19 protein-coding genes are annotated in these 19,341 nt (G+C 70.3%); 15 read left to right on the forward strand and 4 right to left on the reverse strand.

Annotated features, from left to right (window positions below):
• Positions 1-9: 9 nt before the first annotated feature.
• Genes cobO through BXA03_RS01810 form a run of 4 tightly spaced genes read left to right on the forward strand, consistent with a single transcriptional unit; the run spans position 10 to position 2,955 of the window.
• Positions 10-579 (forward strand): cob(I)yrinic acid a,c-diamide adenosyltransferase, encoded by a 570-nt coding sequence (gene cobO / locus BXA03_RS01795; RefSeq protein WP_076503444.1) that lies wholly within the window; start codon positions 10-12, stop codon positions 577-579.
• Positions 580-585: 6 nt separating this feature from the next.
• A complete protein-coding gene (gene cbiB / locus BXA03_RS01800; RefSeq protein ID WP_076503445.1) occupies positions 586-1,533 on the forward strand; it encodes an adenosylcobinamide-phosphate synthase CbiB in 948 nt (315 codons plus the stop codon).
• Positions 1,533-2,573, forward strand: coding sequence for an aminotransferase class I/II-fold pyridoxal phosphate-dependent enzyme (locus BXA03_RS01805; protein WP_076503685.1), 1,041 nt, complete (start codon positions 1,533-1,535; stop codon positions 2,571-2,573). Before cbiB ends, BXA03_RS01805 begins: the two co-directional genes overlap by 1 nt.
• Before the next feature lie 52 nt (positions 2,574-2,625).
• A complete protein-coding gene (locus tag BXA03_RS01810) occupies positions 2,626-2,955 on the forward strand; it encodes a hypothetical protein (RefSeq protein WP_234983564.1) in 330 nt (109 codons plus the stop codon).
• A 97-nt stretch (positions 2,956-3,052) separates the two neighbouring features.
• Here BXA03_RS01810 and BXA03_RS01815 read toward each other — a convergent pair whose 3' ends face one another.
• Both BXA03_RS01815 and BXA03_RS01820 read right to left on the reverse strand, forming a co-directional pair.
• A complete protein-coding gene (locus BXA03_RS01815) occupies positions 3,053-3,652 on the reverse strand; it encodes a GbsR/MarR family transcriptional regulator (protein ID WP_076503446.1) in 600 nt (199 codons plus the stop codon).
• Positions 3,653-3,668: 16 nt separating this feature from the next.
• Positions 3,669-4,091: a cupin domain-containing protein gene (locus BXA03_RS01820; RefSeq protein ID WP_076503447.1), complete on the reverse strand. Its 423-nt coding sequence runs from the start codon at positions 4,089-4,091 to the stop codon at positions 3,669-3,671.
• 101 nt (positions 4,092-4,192) lie between these two features.
• Between BXA03_RS01820 and aroC the strand changes: the two genes are divergently transcribed.
• From aroC to BXA03_RS01840, 4 genes are all read left to right on the forward strand, one after another.
• The gene (gene aroC / locus BXA03_RS01825) at positions 4,193-5,329 is read left to right on the forward strand and encodes a chorismate synthase (RefSeq protein ID WP_076503448.1); all 1,137 of its coding nucleotides are present in this window, start codon (positions 4,193-4,195) and stop codon (positions 5,327-5,329) included.
• On the forward strand, positions 5,329-6,513 hold the full coding sequence (locus BXA03_RS01830; RefSeq protein WP_076503449.1) for an MFS transporter: 1,185 nt from the start codon (positions 5,329-5,331) through the stop codon (positions 6,511-6,513). The genes aroC and BXA03_RS01830 overlap by 1 nt, the downstream gene beginning before the upstream one ends.
• Entirely contained in the window at positions 6,510-7,727 is a 1,218-nt protein-coding gene (locus BXA03_RS01835; RefSeq protein ID WP_076503450.1) for an MFS transporter, read from the forward strand. The genes BXA03_RS01830 and BXA03_RS01835 overlap by 4 nt, the downstream gene beginning before the upstream one ends.
• 81 nt (positions 7,728-7,808) lie before the next feature.
• Positions 7,809-8,480, forward strand: a complete 672-nt coding sequence (locus tag BXA03_RS01840) for a DsbA family oxidoreductase (RefSeq protein ID WP_076503451.1) — start codon at positions 7,809-7,811, stop codon at positions 8,478-8,480.
• Here the strand turns inward: BXA03_RS01840 and opgC are convergent.
• Positions 8,434-9,582: an OpgC domain-containing protein gene (gene opgC / locus BXA03_RS01845; protein ID WP_083715840.1), complete on the reverse strand. Its 1,149-nt coding sequence runs from the start codon at positions 9,580-9,582 to the stop codon at positions 8,434-8,436. The genes BXA03_RS01840 and opgC overlap by 47 nt on opposite strands.
• Before the next feature lie 325 nt (positions 9,583-9,907).
• Between opgC and BXA03_RS01850 the strand changes: the two genes are divergently transcribed.
• The 4 genes from BXA03_RS01850 (at position 9,908) to BXA03_RS01865 (ending at position 14,792) form a co-directional block, all read left to right on the forward strand.
• Positions 9,908-11,386, forward strand: a complete 1,479-nt coding sequence (locus tag BXA03_RS01850) for a DUF1800 domain-containing protein (RefSeq protein WP_234983565.1) — start codon at positions 9,908-9,910, stop codon at positions 11,384-11,386.
• 8 nt (positions 11,387-11,394) lie between these two features.
• Positions 11,395-12,630 (forward strand): DUF1501 domain-containing protein, encoded by a 1,236-nt coding sequence (locus BXA03_RS01855; protein ID WP_083715818.1) that lies wholly within the window; start codon positions 11,395-11,397, stop codon positions 12,628-12,630.
• A gap of 58 nt (positions 12,631-12,688) precedes the next feature.
• Positions 12,689-13,744: an NAD(P)H-dependent flavin oxidoreductase gene (locus BXA03_RS01860; RefSeq protein ID WP_076503454.1), complete on the forward strand. Its 1,056-nt coding sequence runs from the start codon at positions 12,689-12,691 to the stop codon at positions 13,742-13,744.
• A gap of 148 nt (positions 13,745-13,892) precedes the next feature.
• Positions 13,893-14,792 carry a DUF3014 domain-containing protein gene (locus BXA03_RS01865; protein WP_076503455.1) on the forward strand — a complete coding sequence of 300 codons (900 nt, stop codon included), beginning with the start codon at positions 13,893-13,895 and terminating at the stop codon, positions 14,790-14,792.
• 145 nt (positions 14,793-14,937) lie between these two features.
• Here the strand turns inward: BXA03_RS01865 and BXA03_RS01870 are convergent, their stop codons facing one another.
• Positions 14,938-15,750, reverse strand: coding sequence for an outer membrane protein assembly factor BamD (locus BXA03_RS01870; RefSeq protein WP_076503456.1), 813 nt, complete (start codon positions 15,748-15,750; stop codon positions 14,938-14,940).
• A gap of 48 nt (positions 15,751-15,798) precedes the next feature.
• On the opposite strand from BXA03_RS01870, the gene BXA03_RS01875 reads away from it, so the two are divergent.
• The 3 genes from BXA03_RS01875 (at position 15,799) to BXA03_RS01885 (ending at position 19,258) form a co-directional block, all read left to right on the forward strand.
• Positions 15,799-16,788, forward strand: coding sequence for an RluA family pseudouridine synthase (locus BXA03_RS01875; RefSeq protein ID WP_076503457.1), 990 nt, complete (start codon positions 15,799-15,801; stop codon positions 16,786-16,788).
• Between the two features lie 165 nt (positions 16,789-16,953).
• On the forward strand, positions 16,954-17,721 hold the full coding sequence (scpB, locus tag BXA03_RS01880; RefSeq protein ID WP_076503458.1) for an SMC-Scp complex subunit ScpB: 768 nt from the start codon (positions 16,954-16,956) through the stop codon (positions 17,719-17,721).
• Positions 17,714-19,258 carry a pseudouridine synthase gene (locus BXA03_RS01885; RefSeq protein WP_076503459.1) on the forward strand — a complete coding sequence of 515 codons (1,545 nt, stop codon included), beginning with the start codon at positions 17,714-17,716 and terminating at the stop codon, positions 19,256-19,258. The genes scpB and BXA03_RS01885 overlap by 8 nt, the downstream gene beginning before the upstream one ends.
• The last annotated feature ends 83 nt before the right edge of the window (positions 19,259-19,341 follow it).

Below are 19,341 nucleotides of genomic sequence, written 5' to 3' on the forward strand. Positions count from 1 at the left end.
GAACCTGCCATGCAGACCGAAACCCCGCCCCAGACCAAGCCCTACGAGAAGCCCGAAGGCGAGCGCCGCGGGCTGCTGATCGTCAACACCGGCGACGGCAAGGGCAAGAGCACCGCCGCCTTCGGCCTGGCCATCCGGGCCCATGGCCGCGGCAAGCCGGTGCGCATCTTCCAGTTCATGAAGGTGCCCAGCGCGCGCTTCGGCGAGCACCGCGTCTTCGAGCAGCTCGGCATTCCCATCGAGGGCCTGGGCGACGGCTTCAGCTGGAAGAGCCAGGACCTGGAGCGATCCGCCCAACTGGCGCGCGACGGCTGGGCGCGGGCGGCGGCGGCCATCAGCTCGGGCGAGCATTTCCTGGTGGTGCTGGACGAGATCACCTATCCCCTGATCTACGGCTGGCTGCCGCTGGAGCCGGTGCTGGACGTGCTGATGCACCGCCCGACGTCCGTGAGCGTGGTGCTCACCGGCCGACGCTGCCCGCAGGAGCTGATCGACATCGCCGACACCGTGACCGAGATGCGCAAGATCAAGCATGCCTTCGATGCGGGCATTCCGGCGCAGCGCGGGATTGAGGACTGAGGCTCCGTGAGCGACGGCCCGGTCGTATTGGTCGCTGCGCTCTGGCTGGCGCTGGCCGTCGACCGTTGGCTGGGCGAGCCGCCCGCGCGGCTGCATCCGGTGGTGGGCATGGGCGCCTGGCTGGCCTGGGCGGGTCGTCATGCGGCGCCGTTGTCGGGGGATGCGCGGCGTGCGGCGCCTTTCGTGCGGGGTGCGCTGGCGTGGCTGGTGGGGGCCTTCGTCGCTGGCGCGCTGGGGCAGGCCGTGCAGGAGATCGTCAAGGCCTTGCCAGCGATGCTCGCCGCGCTCGGGCTGGCCCTGTGCCTCAAACCTTTGCTGGCCTGGCGCATGCTGCGCGACGAGGTGGCGGCGGTGGAGTCGGCGCTGGGCCGCTCGCTGGCCGAAGGCCGCGAGCGGCTCGCGCGCCTGGTGAGCCGCGATGTGCAGCGCCTGGATGCTGGCGATGTGCGCGAGAGTGCCATCGAGTCGCTGGCCGAGAACCTCAACGACTCGGTGGTGGCGCCGCTGTTCTGGTTCGCCATCGCCGGCCTGCCTGGTGCCGCGCTCTACCGGTTCGCCAACACCGCCGATGCCATGTGGGGCTACCGCGGCGAGCGTGGCGGGCGGGACTGGACCTGGGCCGGCAAGTGGGCGGCCCGGGCGGACGATGTGCTGTCCTGGGTACCGGCCCGGCTGACGGCCCTGCTGCTGATGCTGGCCGCCGGGTACCTCCCCGCAGGGCTGCGGCAGGAGGCGGCGCGCACGCCGTCGCCCAACGGCGGCTGGCCCATGGGCGCGATGGCGCTGCTGCTCGGCGTGCACCTGCGCAAGCCGGGGGTCTACACGCTGCACCCGGGCGGACGGGCACCGCAGGCGCAGGACACGCATCACGCACTGGTCCTTGCTGGACGGGCGACCTTCGGTGCGGGCGTGCTGGCCACCCTGGCGTTGGCCGTGCGGGGGTGGACGTGGTGATGCGGGCGACGGTGCATGGGGGCCCGGATGCGGACGGTGTGCCCGTGCACGACTTTTCCACCAACGCCAATGCCTGTGGCCCTTGCGCGACGGTGACGGCTGCGCTGAGCGCGGCCGATCCCAGGCGCTACCCGGACCCTGCGGCGACAGCCCTGCGGGGCCGGCTGGCCGCATGGCACCAGGTGGCTCCCGAGCGCGTGCTGGTGGCGGCGAGTGCCAGCGAGTTCATCATGCGCATCACGGTCGCCATGGCCTTGCGCCGGCGGGGCGAGGGGCCCGTGCAGGTGCCTGTGGCAGCCTATGGCGACTACCGGCGCGCGGCCGAGGCCCACGGGTTGCCCGTGCAGGTCGACGACGGCAGCCGTGGAGTCACGCAAAGCCCGCCGATCCTGGCCTGGACCTGCGAGCCATCTTCCCCCCGGGGTGATGCGGTGCCGGACCTGGCTGCGCGGATCGATGCCCTCATGCCGGCCACGACGATGGTGCTGGACTGCGCCTATGCGCCCTTGCGGCTCGAGGGCGCTTCCGCATTGACCGCCGCGCAGCGCGACCGCTGCTGGCAGCTGTGGACGCCCAACAAGGCCCTGGGCCTGACGGGCGTGCGAGGCGCCTATGCCATCGCCCCGGCCGAGGCGCCACGGCAACTGATGCACGACCTGCATGCCTTGGCGCCTTCGTGGCCGCTGGGCGCCCATGCCGAGGCCATGCTCCAGGCCTGGACGGCGCCGGACGTGCAGGAATGGCTCGTGACGCATTGCCTTCCGGCGCTGCAGGACTGGAAGCGGCGCCAGATCGCCGGTTGCGAAGCGCTGGGCTGGCAGGTCGAGCCCGGCGTCGCCAACTTCTTCTGTGCCCGGCCGGACGTCGCGTCGCTGGGCGAGGCGCTGCGCCGCCTGCGCGCGCACGGCATCAAGCTGCGCGACTGTGGCAGCTTCGGCATGCCTGGCTGGGTCCGCCTGGGCGTGCTTCCACCGGCCAGCCAGGACGCACTGTTCCACACGTGGAAGCAGGGCGGCTGTAAGCAGCGCCAGGGCGGTTGACGGCCGACGCCTTGCGACATCGCACTGCTGCTTCGGTCAACACGATGGCGCGATGGCCGACAGTCCGCGGTGCGGCGTCCGCGGCACGCTTGGCGCATCGTTCACAGATTCGGAGAAAACCATGCGTCAAACCTTTTTCGGCATTGCGACCGCCCTTTCGCTGATCGCCTTTGCGGGTGCCAGCCATGCGCAATTGGGCAAGGCAGCCTCCGAGGCGTCCGACGCCGCGGAGCACAAGATCGATCAGAAGCGCGCCGAGAGCGACGCGAAGAAGAGCGGGCCGGTGGGCAAGGCGGTCAACAACGTCAAGTCCGAGTACCACAAGAACCGCTCCAAGAAGTCGGCCGACAAGGCCAAGGACGCGCTCAAGGGCAAGGATTGAGTGCGCGCGGGCAATGCCCGCCAGCGCGGACCGGAGCCGCGTCACCCAGGGAGAAGGGCTGCTGCAATGCAGCCCTTTTTGCGTGTGGGGGCGCCGACTAGGCTTGGTCGTCTTCACCCTGCCCGGGCAAGGCCGCGGGCCGGCCGCCCATGTCGAGCACCCGCGTCACGGCAGCACCCATGCCCATGAGCCGCATGGCCGTCTCGGGCGACAGGCGCTGCACGTCGTCGAGCCAGCGCAGGAGGCGCTCGACCAGGTCGTGCATTTCGCGCATGCGCTGCTGCGCATGACGTTCCTCCTCGGTGGCGGCGTCCTGCATCAGGGCGTTGCGCAGCATCGACAGCGTGGGCTCGATCTCGCGTCGGCGCCGCTCTTCCACCAGCACGCGGAAGATCTCCCAGACACTGCCCCGCGCTTCGAAGTACTCGCGCCGGTCGCCTGGCAGCTGTCGCAGCTGTGTCAGACGCCAGGCCTGCAGTTCCTTCAGGCCCATGCTCACGTTGGAGCGTGAGAAGCCCAGGGCCTCGCTGATCTCCTCGGCGTTGAGCGGCCGTTCGGACAGGAAGAGCAGGGCATGGATCTGCCCCACCGTGCGGTTGATGCCCCAGCGACTGCCCATCTCGCCGAAATGCTCGACGAAGAGGCGGTGCATGTCGGGGAGCGAGGCGCGGGCGTCGGCGGAGCGGTTGTGGGGCATGCGCCGATTCTGGGCGCTACTTCCAGGGCGTGGGTGCCGGTATCTCGCAGACGGGTTCCACGTCCACGCTCTTGAAGTCGGCCGGGGAGACGATCTCGAGGTATTCCATGTCCGGCGAGTAGTCGAACAGGTAGTGGCGGATGCCCGGCCGCTGGTGCACCACGTCGCCGGCTTCCACCAGGGTTTCCTTGTCCTCGTACATGAAGCGGGCCCAGCCCTTGACCATGATGACGATCTGGAAGTCCGCCTCGTGCCGGTGCCAGCCGGTCCCTGTTTCGGGCGCCATGTTGGCCTTGACCAGGTGCGCGATCACCTTGCCGTGGGTGGCGTCGGCGATGCCGAGGTCGCGGTAGAGGAAAAAGTCCCGCAGCCCGCCCGACTTGTAGTCGGTGTCGCCAGGCTTGACGTGCGAAAACTCCGTGGTGGTCCGATCCAACATGAGGCGCGCTCCTTCCTTGGTGAGTGGTGCGGCGCAGCACGCATAAAGCGTTCCCGCAGCGGGACGCCCCGGCATCGGCACGCACCGATAATCGCGCGCCTATGAGCGGCAACACTTTCGGCACCCTGTTCGCGGTGACCAACTTCGGCGAATCCCACGGCCCCGCGATCGGCTGCGTCATCGACGGCTGCCCACCCGGCATGGCCCTTTCGGAGGCGGACATCCAGCCCGACCTGGACCGCCGCCGCCCCGGCACCAGCCGGCATGTCACGCAGCGCAACGAGCCCGATGCGGTGCAGATCCTCTCCGGCGTGTACGAAGGCAAGACCACCGGCACGCCCATCGCGCTGTTGATCCAGAACACCGATCAGCGCAGCAAGGACTACGGCGAGATCGCCCGCCAGTTCCGCCCGGGCCACGCGGACTTCAGCTATTTCAAGAAGTACGGTATCCGTGACCCGCGCGGCGGCGGTCGCTCCTCGGCCCGCCTCACGGCGCCGATGGTGGCGGCCGGCGCGGTGGCCAAGAAATGGCTGCGCGAGCAGTACGGCACCGAGTTCCGCGGCTGCATGACCCAGATCGGCGAGCAGGTCATCGGCTTCGAGAGCTGGGACCACGTGCCCAACAACCCCTTCTTCGCACCCGTGGCCGACGTGTCGGCCCTGGAGGCCTACATGGACGCGCTGCGCAAGGCGCAGGACTCGTGCGGCGCCCGCCTGCGGGTGGTGGCCACGGGCATGCCGGCCGGCCTCGGCCAGCCGCTGTTCGACAAGCTCGATGCCGACATCGCCTACGCCATGATGGGCATCAACGCCGTCAAGGGCGTGGAAATCGGCGCCGGATTCGCCAGCGTGACGCAGCGCGGCAGCATGCATGGCGACGCCATGCGGCCCGAGGGCTTCGACAGCAACAACGCGGGCGGCGTGCTGGGCGGCATCAGCACCGGGCAGGACCTGGAGGTGGCCATCGCCATCAAGCCCACCAGCTCGATCACCACACCCCGCACGTCGGTTGACGTGGACGGCCGGCCGGTGGAGGTGGTGACCAAGGGCCGCCACGATCCGTGCGTGGGCATCCGCGCCACGCCCATCGCCGAGGCCATGCTGGCGCTGGTGGTGATCGAGCACGCGCTGCGGCAGCGCGCGCAGTGCGGCGAGCCGGGCGCGGCCTTTCCCGTCGCGCGCACCGACAAGGCCGACGCCGATCGTCCGGAGGGCCTGAAGGCCTCGTTCCTGTAGTGGCCGGCCCGGCCGCTCCACCTGCCGCCGCCAGCCGGCGTCCGCTGCTCGCCTTCGCGGGGCTGTCGGCCAGCTATTTCGCGCACATCGGGTTCTTCAACCCGTACTTGCCGCTCTGGCTGCAGAGCCTGGGACTGCCGATCTTCACCATCAGCCTTCTGACCTCGGTGCAGTCCTTCACCCGGGTGTTCGCGCCCTATGCCTGGGGCACACTGTCCGACCGCACCGGCGAGCGGGTCAAGCTGCTGCGCATCAGCGCGGCCGTGGCACTGACGGGCTCACTGGGCCTGTGGTGGAACGGCGGGCCGTGGTGGGTCGGGCTGGTGCTGCTCGTGATGTTCACCCACACCAGCTCGATGATGTCGCTCACCGAGGCGGCCCTGGCGCACCTGGTGGCGGGGGACTGGGGGCGCTATGGCCGTATCCGGCTGTGCGGCTCGGCGGGCTTCCTGGTCACCGTGTTCCTGGCCGGGGCGTGGTTCGACCACTTCGGCATGGGGCACTTCCCGGGGTGGGCGCTGGTCACGCTGGGGCTGGTGCTCTTCGCCACGCTCAGGCTGCCCGATCACCGCGAACCCGTCGCCGCCCGCGGCGTGGTGCACGAGCCCGTGGGGCCGGTGCTGCAGCGGCCGGTGGTGCGCTGGTTCTTCGCCTCGCTGTTCTTCCATGTCACGGCGCACTTCGCCATCTACGGCTTCTTCTCGCTCTACCTCGACTCGATCGGCTATGACAAGGCGGCCATCGGCGCGCTCTGGGCGCTGTCGGTGGCAGCCGAGGTGGCCTGGTTCGGTCTGCAGGGCCGGATGGTGCGGCGGCTGCGCATGCCGCAGTGGCTGCTGCTGTGTGGCGCGGCGGCCGTGCTGCGCATGGGTCTGACGGCCGGGCTGGGCCAGTGGGTCTGGGCGCTGGCGCTGGGCCAGATGCTGCATGCCCTGAGCTTCGCGGCGCACCACACCACCTGCATCGCGATGGTGACCGAGCACTTCCCGGGCCGGTTGCGCGGACGCGGGCAGGCGCTGTTCACCGTCATCGGCTACGGCTGCGGCGGCGTGCTGGGCATGCTGGCCGGCGGCGCCGTGGCGCAGCAGCTGGGTTACGTGACCATGTTCTGGGCCGCGACGGCCCTGGCCGTGGTCGGCACCCTGTGCGCGTGGCGTGCGGTGGCCATGGAGCGCCGGGCATGAGCGGCGCGCCATCCAGCCAGCCGCGCCGGGGCATCGCCTTCGCCATGCTGCTGCCGCTGCTGCTGGCCGCGCAGCCAGTGGCGACCGACAGCTACCTGCCCGCGCTGCCCGAGATCGCGCGCGACCTCGGCTCGGCCAGCAGCAGCCTGACGGTGTTCATCCTGGCCTTCGGCGTGGCGCAGTTGCTGTGCGGCCCGCTGGCCGACCGCTTCGGGCGCCGGCCGGTGCTGCTGGCCGGCCTGGGCGCCTACGCCGTTGCGGCGCTGGGCTGTGCGCTGGCAGGCAGCGTGCTGCTGCTGGCGGCCGGCCGGGCCGTGCAGGGTTTCGCCATGGCCGCCATCCTGGTGTGCTCGCGGGCCGCGGTGCGCGACCTGTACCCCGCCCACCAGGGGCCGCAGGTGATGGCCCGCGGGCTGAGCGGCCTGGGCGTGGTGGCGCTGATGTCGCCGCTGCTTGGTGCCTGGGGCGTGCAGGCGCTGGGCTGGCGCTGGGTGCTGGTGGGCATGGCGGTCTACGCCCTGGTGCTGCTGGGACTGTGCTGGCACTCCTTCGCCGAGACGCACAGGCCGATGCAGGGGGACGCACCCGATGCCTCCGCGCCCCGCGGCAGCGCCCGCGAGGTCTGGCGCAACAGGCCCTTCCGCGCGTGGGCGTCGCTGGCCGCCTGCACCTATGGCGGGCTGTTCTGCTTCCTGCTGCTGTCGCCCATGGTCTACATCGGCTACCTCGGCATGTCGCCGGTCATGTACGGCTGGGTGCCGGCGGGCGGCTCGGTGGTCTACATCAGCAGCACGCTGCTGTGCCGGCGGCTGCTGGCCCGGGTGGGGCCGGTGCGCACGGTGCAGATCGGCTCGGTGCTCAGCCTCACCGGGGCCAGCATCCAGGCGCTGGGCTGCCTGCTGCTGCCGCATTCCCCCTTGCCGCTGCTGGCCGGACATGCGGTCTATGTCATGGGCCACGGCATCCATCAGCCCTGCGGCCAGGCCGGCGCGGTGGGCGACCTGCCGCACCTGGCTGGGCGTGCCGTGTCGTGGTCGGGCTTTTTGATGATGCTGATGGCCTTCTGCGCCGGGCAGACCGCGGCGCTGTTCGTGGATGCACGCTACTCGGCCGGTGCCTGGCCGATGGTGCTACCGCTGCTGCTGGCGGGGCTGGCGCTGGTGGGCATCGCCTACGGCTGGCTGCCACGGCTGCAGGGTGCACGCCGGGGCTGATCCTCGGCGGCCGCATCTCCGGCGTCGTGACGCAAAGGCCCGGACGGTGCAGATGTCGTCGGCCGAACGCAGAATGCGCGCATGAACACCCTGCGTATCGATTTCGTCTCTGATGTGTCCTGCCCCTGGTGCGCCGTCGGCCTGTCTTCGCTCCAGACCGCCATGGAGCGCGTGGCGCCCGATGTCCAGGTCGACCTGCACTTCCAGCCCTTCGAGCTCAATCCGGACATGGTGCCCGAGGGCGAGGATTCCATCGAACACCTGAAGCGCAAGTACGGCATCGACGAGTCCCAGGTGCGCGCCAACGGCGAGGTGCTGCGCCAACGCGGCGAAGCGGTGGGCTTTCCCTTCAACCTCGACATGCGCAAGCGCGTGTGGAACACCTTCGATGCACATCGCCTGCTCCACTGGGCGGAGCTGGAAGGCGCGGACAAGCAACTCGCCCTGAAGAAGGCCCTGTTCAAGGCCTACTTCCTCGATGGTCTGAGCCCGGCCGATCATGAACTGCTGGTGCGCCTGGCGGCCGAGGCGGGCCTCGACGCCGAGCGCGCGCGTGCCATCCTGACCAGCGACGAATACGCGGACGAGGTGCGCGCGACGGAACGGATGTTCACTCAGGCCGGCATCCATTCGGTGCCGGCCATCATCCTCAACCGGCAGCACCTGATCTCCGGCGGCCAGCCGCCCGAGGTGTTCGAGCGGGCGATCAGGCAGATTGCGGGCGCGCAGCCTTCTTCCGTGATGGAGGCTTGACCCGCGCCTCCCATCGGGCCACGCCGACGGCCACCGCATAGAGGCTGCTGAACACGACAGCCAGCATCAGCGCGTCGCCCCACCACGGCCGGGCGTGGAAGTCGCCGCCCCAGACGACCAGCACCACGAACACGGCGATCAGGTGAGCGCAGAACACCGACAACGATGAACTCCCCAGCGTTTCGAGCACGCGGGGACGCGGCAGGTGCTGCATCCACGTCGGACCGAAGCGCAGCACCACGATGCACAGGGCCACGAGGTTCAGCATCCGCAGGGGCGCCAGGCGCCACTTGTCGAACCACAGGTTCAGCATGTCGTGGCTGCCGAAGGGTGCCTGACCGGTCGGCCCGAAGTGCCGCCACAGCACACCCACCACCGCGATGGCCACCGCCGCGCGGACGATGCCAGTCGGGAATTGCAGCTTCGGTGGCACCGGGTCGTGCCGGCTGCAGCCCAGCCACAGGCCCGCAAACCAAAGGAACTGCCAGGCCAGCGAGTCGAAGGCGCCGGTCTCGTCGAGGGGAACGGGAACGCCCAACAGCCCCTGCGCAGCACGGTAGAGCAGGTTGGTGAAGCCGAACTCGGCCAGCAGCCACAGGCCCGCGCTCACCATGAGCGGCCGCTTCCAGCCGTGGCGCATGCCATAGGCCATGACCCAGGGGCTGGCCAGCATGAACAGGATGTACATGGGCAGGATGTCGAGCAGCGCCGGCTCATGCACCAGCGCCAGCGCCCACACGAAAGCCTGGTGCGGATACGCCATGAAGTAGCGCACCCGCTCATGCACCGCCGGCTGGTCGGCCCGCAGGCCCAGCCCGGCGATGACGAAGAAGAGGAACAGCAGCAACGCCGCCTGGCAGAGGTAGACCGTTACTGCGCGCCGCCAGAACGCCTGGCGCATGGCCGGCACGCCTTTCTGATGGCCGATGCCGCCATAGACCAGACCGCAGACGAAGGCCGACAGAAGCACGAAGCCCTCGGCGGCCGAGACGAAGCCGAAGGGCTGACCCAGCGGATCCGTCAGGCGGGACGGCAGATGCGTCACGGTCATGAGCACGAGCATGAGTCCGCGGAGCGCGTCGATTTCCCAGAGGCGGCGCATGTGGAAGGGCAGGAGGAGGGTGGGTGCCGACGCGGGCATGCGTACGGGCAACTGGAGGATGGCGGAGCATCTGGGCTGCTGCGCTCCCGCACCGTGGGTTGGCAACGGCAGGCGTTGTAGGACGCCGGGGCGCGGTCAGCCTGCCGTCGGATTGGTTTCTTTACATGACAGCGGCGGGTGCTGCGTCAACCTGCCAGCACGCCGGTGTGTTGAGAGCAGACCGCGCCCCCGTGCGCCTTCGGGAGTTCATATGCGGCTTTTCTTCGGTCGTCGCGCCGTTCTCGCTGCACTCTGCGGCACTGCGCTGTTGCTGGGCTGCGGCGCAATGACGACGTCGATTCCCACGCCGCAGGACCCCGCCGCCCGGCTGGCCTGGATCGACCGGCTCAGCTGGGGCCTTTCCACCTACACGGTGGCCCAGGTCGAGCGCGCGGGCGCGGCCCGCTGGCTCGACGGCCAACTGCGTCCGGCGCCACCAGCGCCGCTGCCGCCGGCCGCGCAGGAACAGGTCGAAGCCATGAGCATCAACACCGGGCCGCCCGGCGCGCTCGCCATCCGGCTTGAACAGGAGCGCCGCGCCGCTGACGCGCTGCCCGACGACGAGGCCCGCCAGGCGGCTCGTCAGGCCTACCAGAAGGCCATGAACCAGGCGGGCCGCGAAACGCAGCAGCGCTTTCTGCTGCGGGCGCTGTACGGCCCCGATCAGCTGCGCGAGGTGATGAGCTGGTTCTGGGCCAACCACTTCTACGTGAGCGTGCGCAAGGGGCCGGTGCGCCCGCTGCTGGCCGATTTCGAAGACCGCGCCATCCGCCCGCATGCGCTGGGACGCTTCCGCGACCTGCTGGGCGCGGTGGAGCTCGACCCAGCCATGCTCGTCTATCTGGACAACCAGCAGAACGCCGCTGGTCGCATCAACGAGAACCTGGCGCGCGAGCTGATGGAGCTGCACACGCTGGGCGTTGACGGCGGGTACACGCAGTCGGACGTGCAGGAGATGGCGCGGGTGCTCACGGGCGTCGGCATCAACCTGCAGCCTGCCGACGCACCGCCACCCAGGCTGCCGCCCGCGCTGGCCGGCCAGTGGGTACGCCGTGGCGCCTTCGAATTCAACCCCGCCCGCCATGACCGCAGTCCCAAGACGCTGCTGGGGCAGCCCCTGCGCGCCACCGGCCTGGCGGAAGTGGACGAGGCGCTGGACCGACTGGCCCGTTCGCCGGCCACGGCCCGGCACATCTCGCGCCGGCTGGCGACCTACTTCGTCGCCGACGATCCGCCGCCCGCGCTGGTGGAGCAGATGGTGCAGACCTTCCAGCGCACCGACGGCGACATCGCGGCCGTGATGCGCACGCTGCTGTCGTCCCCCGAATTCACGGCCTCGCTCGGCCGCAAGTTCCGCGATCCGCTGCAGTACACCGTGGGGGCCGTGCGCCTGGCGTACGGCGACCGGGTCATCGCCGACACCGGGCCCTTGCTGGGCTGGGTCAACCGGCTGGGGCAGGCGCCGTATGCGCACGAGACGCCCGACGGCTACCCGCTGCGGCAGCAGGACTGGGCCAGTGCCGGCCAGATGAGCGCGCGGGTCGACGTCGCGCGTTCGCTGGGTGCGAACGGTGCCGTGCTGATGCGCACCGAGCCCCGGCAGCCCGTGGAAAAGCCTTCCTACCCGCCGATGGCACAGTCGCCGCTGATGAGGCAGCTCGAGCCGACCCTGGGCTTGGCGACGCGGCAGACACTGGCCAAGGCCGCGTCGCCGCAGGACTGGAACACCTATCTGCTCGCCTCGCCCGAGCGCATGTACCGATGAGGCCGCCCATGACACGCACGCAGCTCGCATCCGCTTCCCGTCGGCGCCTGCTCCAGGCAGGGGCTGCCCTCTCGCTCACCGGCCCCGTCGGCCGGCTGTTGGCCGCGCCGTCGGCCGAGGGCGCCCGGCTGCTGGTGGTCTTCCTGCGCGGGGCCTATGACTGCTGCAATGTGCTGGTGCCCACGGGCAGCGACTTCTACTACCAGAGCCGGCCGAGCATCGCCATCCCCCGGCCGGGGCAGCCCGACGGCGCGCTGGCGCTCGATGCCGACTGGGGCCTGCACCCGGCATTGGCGAGCACCGTGCTGCCGCTCTTCCAGCGACGGGAGGCGGCCTTCATCCCCTTCGCGGGAACCGACGACCTCACGCGCAGCCATTTCGAGACGCAGGACGGCATCGAACTCGGCCAGGCCCTGGGCGCCCGGCGCGACTACGGCTCCGGATTCCTCAACCGGCTGGCCCAGGTGCTCGGTGCCGGGCCGCTGCAGGAAGTGGCGCCCATCGCGTTCACCGACCAACTGCCGCTGTCGATGCGCGGCGCAGCCCGCGTGGGCAACATGGGGCTGGGTGGGGCAGGCGGCCGCGGCCTGGATGCACGCCAGACGGCCGACATCGCCGCGATGTACAGCCAGAGCCCGCTCAAGGGGAATGTGGCGGAAGGCTTCGCGCTGCAGGACGAGGTGCGCCGCAGCATCCAGGCCGAGATGGACCAGGCCAGCCGCAATGCCATCAGCGCGAAGGGCTTCGAACTGGTGGCGCGACGCATGGCGCGGCTGATGCGCGACCGCTTCGACCTCGGCTTCGTCGACGTGGGTGGCTGGGACACCCACGTCAACCAGGGCGGCAGCACGGGCTACCTCGCCAATCGCCTGCAGGAACTGGGGCGCGGCCTTGCCGGTTTTGCGGAGGAACTGGGCGAGCCGGCCTGGCGCGAGACGGTGGTGGTCGTCATCAGCGAATTCGGTCGCACCTTCCGCGAAAACGGCAACAAGGGCACCGACCACGGGCACGGCACCGTCTACTGGGTGCTCGGCGGCGGGCTCTCGGCCTCGGCAGGCGGACGGGTCGTCGGCACGCAGCAGGCGCTGACGGCGCAGACGCTGTTCCAGAACCGTGACTGTCCGGTGCTCAACGAATACCGCGCGGTGCTGGGTGGGTTGTTTCAGCGGATGTACGGCCTGTCCGCGCAGCAGGTGTCGCAGGTCTTTCCGGGCGCGGCGCCGCGGGATCTGAACCTCGTCTGACGGCCGGCGGCGTCCGCGGGTGCGCACAATGCTGCGATTCCCATTGCCGGACCCCACGATGCCCGCCTCCGAACTCGCCCGCCTGCTCGGCATTGACCTTCCCATCATCCAGGCGCCCATGGCGGGCGTGCAGGACAGTGCACTGGCCATTGCCGTCTCTCGAGCCGGAGCCCTGGGCTCGCTGCCCTGCGCCATGCTGGCGCCGGACGCCATGGCGCGCGAGGTGGCGACGATCCAGGCGGCGACCGACCGGCCCTTCAACCTCAACTTCTTCTGCCATGTGCCACCCGAGCCCGATGCGGCGCACGAAGCGCGCTGGCGGGGGCGCCTGGCCCCGTATTACGCCGAGTTTGGCATCGACCCCGCAGGCATCGGCGTGGGCGCCGGTCGCCAGCCGTTCAGCACCGCCCTGTGCGACCTGATCGAGCCTCTGCGGCCTCCTGTGATGAGCTTCCACTTCGGCCTGCCGGCGCCCGAGCTGCTGGCCCGGGTCAAGGGCTGGGGCGCCCGGGTGCTGGCCAGTGCGACGACGGTGGACGAAGGCCTGTGGCTGCAGGCGAACGGCGCCGATGCCGTGATCGCGCAGGGCCTGGAAGCCGGCGGGCATCGCGGCCACTTCCTGTCGGACGATCTGAGCCGGCAGAGCGGCCTGTTCGCACTGGTGCCGCAACTGGCGGCGGTGTTGGACGTGCCCGTCATTGCGGCAGGCGGCATTGTGGATGCGGCCGGCGTCGCGGCGGCCATGGCACTGCGCGCGGCGGGCGTGCAGGTGGGCACGGCCTACATGCTGTGCCCGGAGGCCACGACCAGCGCACTGCACCGTGCGGCCCTGCAGTCCGACGCCGCGCGGCATACGGCGCTCACTCGGCTGTTCACCGGACGCCCGGCGCGCGGCATCGTCAACCGCGTCATGCGCGAGCTGGGGCCGATGAGCCCGGACGCGCCGGCGTTTCCACTGGCCACTGCGGCCATCGCGCCGCTGCGCGCCAAGGCCGAGGCGGCCGGCCGCGGCGACTTCACGCCGTTGTGGTCGGGGCAGAACGCGGCGGGTTGCAGGCCGCTGCCCGCGGGTGAACTGACCCGCGTCCTGGCGCAGGGCCTGGGCGGCTTCTGATGGCGGGAACCTAGCGCCCAGGTGGCGATTCGCACCCGAAGCGCGCCAGGGGCGGACCGCCCTGTCACAACGGCTTACCGTGCGGTGGCGGTACAGGGCAGGGCGCCGCCCACAATGAGTCCGTCGCCGAAGCCCAGGAGAGTCCTGCATGTCCGAGCCCGATTTCCGTCCCCGTGCCGAACGTCCCGTCGGCCTGATCATTGCGCTGCTCATCGCGCTGGCTGCGGCCGGCTGGTTCGGCTGGCAATGGTGGCAGCAGCGGCACGCGCCTTTGCCGCCTGCCGCGCCCGTGGCCAGCACGCCGGCGCCGCCCGATGCCCCGTCGGCCGTGGTGCCCGCCCCCGCGGCTGCGCCGACGCCCCAGAACCAGGTCGCCGCCATTGGCGAGCCCGACAAGAACCTGCCCGCGCTCGGCGACTCCGATGCCCGCGTGCGCTCCGCGTTGGTCGAACTGCTGGGCAGCAAGGCCGTGGGCCAGTTCCTGCAACTGGACGACGCCGTCCGCCGCCTGGTTGCCACGGTCGACAACCTGCCGCGTGAGCAGGCGCCGGTGCAGCGATGGCCCGTGCGGCCCACCGACGGCCGGTTCCAGCTCCAGGGGCAGGGCGAGGCGCGCACCATCGCGCCCGACAACGCCGCGCGCTACACGCCGTTCGTGCTCTTCGCCGAGAACCTGGACGCCGGCAAGGTGGCGGGCGTATACGCGCGGCTCTACCCGCTCTTCCAGCAGGCCTACGAGGAACTGGGCTACCCCGGTCGTTATTTCAACGACCGGCTGGTGGCCGTCATCGACCACCTGCTGGCCGCGCCGGAGCCAGCGGGGCCGGTGCAGATCCGCGTGGTCGAGGTCAGGAGCGAGGTGCCGGGTGACCGTCCCTGGGTACGCTACGAATACGCGGACCCTCGCCTGCAGTCGTTGTCGGCCGGTCAGAAGCTGATGGTGCGGGTCGGTCTGGTCAACGAGCGGCGGCTGAAGGCCAAGCTGCGCGAACTGCGGGGCAAGGTGGCGACGGTCGTGCCGGCTTCTCCGGGCACGAACAAGCCCTGAGAACGCAGCGCCGTGACGCCGGACGCCGGCGTGCGTCGCGTGTACCCGGCCTGCGCGGACCCTCGCGGGCAGAAGCGTCGGCTCTTCAATGACGAAAGCCGCGCGAGGCGGCCTTCGATGAGCAGGGCGTGGCGTCAGCCGCCGGTCACCACATCTTCCACCACGGGTTGTCCTTGGTCTTGAAGCCCTGGGCCAGATAGCGGCTCTCAGGGTAGTTGGCGGTCAGCACCCGCTTGGTGTCATCACGCAGGTCGTTCATGCCCAGTGCGTCGTATGACATCACCATGATGTACAGAGCTTCTTCCAGCGCCGGCACCTGGCGATAGTCGGACAGGGCGATCTGGGCCCGGTTGATGGCGGCCAGGTAGGCGCCGCGCTTGTAGTAGTAGCGCGCCACGTGAACCTCGTACTGCGCGAGCGAGTTCACGATGTAGTTCATGCGCTGGCGCGCATCGTTGGCGTAGCGCGAATCCGGGAACCGCGTGACGAGTTCGCGGAAGGCCTCGAAGGATTCCTTGGCGGCCTTCTGGTCGCGCTCGGACAGGTCCTGGCGCGTCAGCCACGAGAACATGCCCAGGTCGTCATTGAAGTTGATCGTGCCCTTCAGATAGAGCGCGTAGTCGATGGCGGGGCTGGCCGGGTGCAGCTTCATGAAGCGGTCCAGCGTGGCGAGCGCCTGGGCCTTGTCACCGGCCCGGTACTGGGCATAGGCCTTGTCGATCTGGGCCTGCTGCGCCAGCGGCGTGCCGGCGGCGCGACCCTCGAGCTTCTCGAACAGCGGAACCGCCTTGTCATAGGCGCCGCCGTCGGCCTCTTCCTTGGCCTCGGAGTAGATCTTGTTCGGGCTCCAGTTGGCCGTGGGATCGGTCTTGGTGGAGGAGCAGCCCGCCAGCAGGAACCCGGCGGCACAGAGGGCGAGCCACGAGGGGACCGCCGATAATCGGGTGCGATACGTCACAGGCAAGCTTTCGTGAGTCAAACCCGCGGGATTATATCGACCCCCCCCTTGTCCCAGCCCGGGCCCGATGCCGAGGCCGACGAGCCTTCCGATGCGCTAGAAGAGAGCGAGCGACGCGCCTTCGTCATCTCCTCCGCTCTTCATGGACAGCGCCTGGACCGGGCGCTGGCACAGCTGATTCCCGAGTTTTCCCGCAGCTACCTCCAGCAACTGGTGGAGGAGGGTGCGGTGCAGGTTCAGGGCCGGACGATCCGCAAGTCCGCGACCTCGGTGCAGGCTGGGCAGGCCGGCGAGATCGAACTGCGGCCCACGCCGCAGAGCCAGGCCTTCCGGCCCGAGGCGATGGTGCTGCAGGTGGTGCACGAGGACGAGCACCTCGTCGTCATCGACAAGCCCGCCGGGCTGGTGGTCCACCCGGCGCCGGGCCACTGGAGCGGCACGCTGCTCAACGGCCTGCTTGCCCGCGACGCCAAGGCGGCTGGCCTGCCTCGTGCCGGCATCGTGCACCGGCTGGACCGTGACACCAGCGGCCTGATGGTGGTGGCCCGCACGCGCCAGACCATGGACGCGCTGGTGCGCATGATCGCGGCGCGCGAGGTGTCGAGGCAGTACCTGGCCATGGGCCATCGCACCTGGTCGGGGCCCGCCAGCCGTACGGTGGAAGCGCCCATCGGCCGCGACCCGCGCAACCGCCTTCGCATGGCGGTGGTCGACTTGACGCACAACGCCGGCAAGCCAGCCCGCACCCGCTTCGAGCGCCTGGACAGCCATGACCGCGGCTGTCTGGTGCGCTGCACGCTGGACACGGGCCGCACGCACCAGATCCGCGTGCACATGGCCTCCATCGGCCATCCGCTGGTGGGCGACGACACCTATGGGGGGGCGCCAGCGGCCGGCCTGCACCGCCAGGCCCTGCACGCCTTCCGTCTTGCCTTCTCGCATCCGGTCACCGGCCAGGCCCTGGAGCTGCGCTCGCCACCGCCCCCCGACTTTGCCGACGCCGTCAGGGCGTGGGGGCTCGACTACAATCGCGGCTGAGCGCCTCGCGGCGCGACCTCTGGCGGCCATCTTCTCGACTGGCCGCTCGCGCCTACAGGACGGCGGCCCGTCCTGGCGCACAGCCGCAGACGTCGGCGCCTTCTTCTCTCTCGGCTCTTCTGTCCCGGCGCGCATCGCGCGCTTCTTGCCTGGAACCTCGCCACCATGAATACGGCGGATGCCAAGCGCATTCTCGAAACTGCCCTGATGTGCTCGTCGCAGCCGCTGACGCTGCGCGACATGCGCGTGCTCTTCGACGAGGCGGTGGGCACCGATACGCTCAAGTCATTGCTCGCCCAGATGCAGGACGAGTGGGCGCAGCGCGGCATGGAACTGGTGGGCGTGGCCAGCGGTTGGCGCTTCCAGAGCCGGCCGGAGATGCGGGATTTCCTGGACCGCCTGCACCCCGAGAAGCCGCCGCGCTACACGCGCGCCGCACTCGAGACGCTGGCGATCATCGCCTACCGCCAGCCGGTCACCCGGGGCGACATGGAAGACATCCGCGGCGTCACGATCAACTCGCTGATCCTCAAGCAGTTGGAAGACCGGGGCTGGGTCGAGGTGATCGGTCACCGCGAAACCGTGGGCCGACCGGCGCTCTATGCCACCACGCGGCAGTTCCTCGACGATCTGGGCCTGGCATCGCTCGACCAGTTGCCCGCCATCGACGCGCCGCACCGTCCCGGCGACATGGCCCAGGCGCTGGCCGGCCGCGGATTGCCGCCCGAGCCCGAGCAGCCCGCGCTGCCCATGGAAACCCTGGCGGCACCGCCGGCCGATGCGCCTTCTGCCGAGATGGCCACGGCCACGGTGCCGCGGCTCGCGACCGGGGCGGACGTTGCCCGCTCTCCAGCCTCCGCCGAGGCTGCGCCCACGTCGCCCAGCGCGGCGTCCCCCGACACCAAACCTTTCCCGGAAGCCCCTCATGACTGAATCCGATCCTGAACAGGGCCTGCCCGCCACGGCTCCCACGGCGGCCGAAACCCCCGCGGCGGCGCCGCAGCCTGCCAGCGGCGAAGGGGTGGAGCCTGTGCGCAAGCGTCGCCCGCGATCCATGCGCGAGGCTGCGGCCGAGCCGGCCGAAGAGCCTGCTGATTCCGCCACTGTGCCGCCCGCAGAGGCGAAGCCCGAGGCTGCGGTACAGCCTGCGGCGCCTGAGCGGGCGAGCGATGGCAGCGCCGAAGCCGACGAGGATTTCGACGATGACGGCGATGGCGACGACGATCATGAAGACGCAGCGGACCGCTCCGAGGAGTCTCGCGAGCGTGCCCCGGCCGCGGAGCCGATCCAGTTCGCCGACGTCGTCTCCGGCGAATTCGATGCCGAGGTCGAAGAAGAGCCCGCCGGCGCCGTCGCCAAGCGCGTGCTGCTGCCGCAGGCGGATGCGCCCAAACTCCACAAGGTGCTCGCCCAGGCCGGCCTGGGCTCGCGCCTCGAGATGGAGCGTCTGATCCTTGAAGGCCGCATCTCCGTCAACAACGAGCCGGCCCACATCGGCCAGCGGATCCAGTACGGCGATCAGGTCAAGGTCAATGGCAAGCCGATCCGCTATCGGATCGCGCCCCCGCCCGCGCGGGTCATCGCCTACCACAAGCCGGTGGGCGAGGTCGTCACCCATGACGATCCGCAGAACCGGCCCACCGTGTTCCGCAAGCTGCCGCGGCTCCACCAGGGCAAGTGGCAGTCCGTCGGGCGGCTGGACCTGAACACCGAAGGCCTGTTGCTGTTCACCAGTTCTGGCGAGTTGGCCAATCGTCTGATGCACCCGCGTTTCGGCCTCGAGCGCGAGTACGCCGTTCGTGTGCTGGGCGCGCTGTCCAACGAGGAAAAGCAGAAGCTGCTGGATGGCGTGCGCCTGGAAGATGGCACGGCTCAGTTCGGCACCATCGAGGATGGCGGCGGCGAAGGCTCCAACTGCTGGTACCGCGTCACGATCTCCGAGGGGCGCAACCGGGAAGTGCGGCGGCTGCTCGAGGCGGTGGGCCATGCCGTGAGCCGGCTGATCCGCATCCGCTACGGGGCCATGGTGCTCCCGCGCGGTCTCAAGCGCGGCGCCTGGATGGAGCTGGACGAGCAGGACATCCGCGCGCTGACCCGCGCCGCCGGTGCCGAGATGCCGCGCCCGCCGGGCGACGAGCGCCGCGGCGGCGGGCCGGGTCGCAATGGCGGTGGCAAACGCAACGGCGTCAGCCGCAACGGCGGTCCGCGCGGACCGGCACCGTCCTTCGGCAAGGAGGGCGGCTGGGCCGGCAAGGGCAACAAAGGCGGCCAGGGCGGCCAAGGCGGAGCCCGGAAGGACGGCGGTGGGGGCGGCGGCAAGAATGCCGGCGGCAACCAGCCCGATCCGATGAAGACGTCGCTGGGCTACATCGGTGCCGACAGCTTCACCCGTCAGCGCAAGGACGCGCGCCGCGGCAATGGGGGTCCTCCTGGCGGCGGCGGTGGCTTCGGTCGCAAGCGCGGGCGCTGAGCGCCTGCTGAGCCAGATCCGCAGGCTTCGCTGCCTGTACGTTGGCCGGTGGACCTCCACCCACTCGCCTGTCTGCTGGCTTT

The sequence above is a fragment of the Pseudacidovorax sp. RU35E genome, from assembly GCF_900156165.1.
Lineage (GTDB): Bacteria > Pseudomonadota > Gammaproteobacteria > Burkholderiales > Burkholderiaceae_C > Xenophilus.

Coding starts and splice junctions, on each gene's coding strand:
- cobO (WP_076503444.1), top strand. CDS start 10: ATGCAGACCGAAACCCCGCCCCAGACCAAGCCCTACGAGAAGCCCGAA.
- BXA03_RS01805 (WP_076503685.1), top strand. CDS start 1,533: ATGCGGGCGACGGTGCATGGGGGCCCGGATGCGGACGGTGTGCCCGTG.
- BXA03_RS01810 (WP_234983564.1), top strand. CDS start 2,626: ATGGCCGACAGTCCGCGGTGCGGCGTCCGCGGCACGCTTGGCGCATCG.
- BXA03_RS01815 (WP_076503446.1), bottom strand. CDS start 3,652: ATGCCCCACAACCGCTCCGCCGACGCCCGCGCCTCGCTCCCCGACATG.
- BXA03_RS01820 (WP_076503447.1), bottom strand. CDS start 4,091: ATGTTGGATCGGACCACCACGGAGTTTTCGCACGTCAAGCCTGGCGAC.
- aroC (WP_076503448.1), top strand. CDS start 4,193: ATGAGCGGCAACACTTTCGGCACCCTGTTCGCGGTGACCAACTTCGGC.
- BXA03_RS01835 (WP_076503450.1), top strand. CDS start 6,510: ATGAGCGGCGCGCCATCCAGCCAGCCGCGCCGGGGCATCGCCTTCGCC.
- BXA03_RS01840 (WP_076503451.1), top strand. CDS start 7,809: ATGAACACCCTGCGTATCGATTTCGTCTCTGATGTGTCCTGCCCCTGG.
- opgC (WP_083715840.1), bottom strand. CDS start 9,582: ATGCGCCGCCTCTGGGAAATCGACGCGCTCCGCGGACTCATGCTCGTG.
- BXA03_RS01850 (WP_234983565.1), top strand. CDS start 9,908: ATGACGACGTCGATTCCCACGCCGCAGGACCCCGCCGCCCGGCTGGCC.
- BXA03_RS01855 (WP_083715818.1), top strand. CDS start 11,395: ATGACACGCACGCAGCTCGCATCCGCTTCCCGTCGGCGCCTGCTCCAG.
- BXA03_RS01860 (WP_076503454.1), top strand. CDS start 12,689: ATGCCCGCCTCCGAACTCGCCCGCCTGCTCGGCATTGACCTTCCCATC.
- BXA03_RS01865 (WP_076503455.1), top strand. CDS start 13,893: ATGTCCGAGCCCGATTTCCGTCCCCGTGCCGAACGTCCCGTCGGCCTG.
- scpB (WP_076503458.1), top strand. CDS start 16,954: ATGAATACGGCGGATGCCAAGCGCATTCTCGAAACTGCCCTGATGTGC.
- BXA03_RS01885 (WP_076503459.1), top strand. CDS start 17,714: ATGACTGAATCCGATCCTGAACAGGGCCTGCCCGCCACGGCTCCCACG.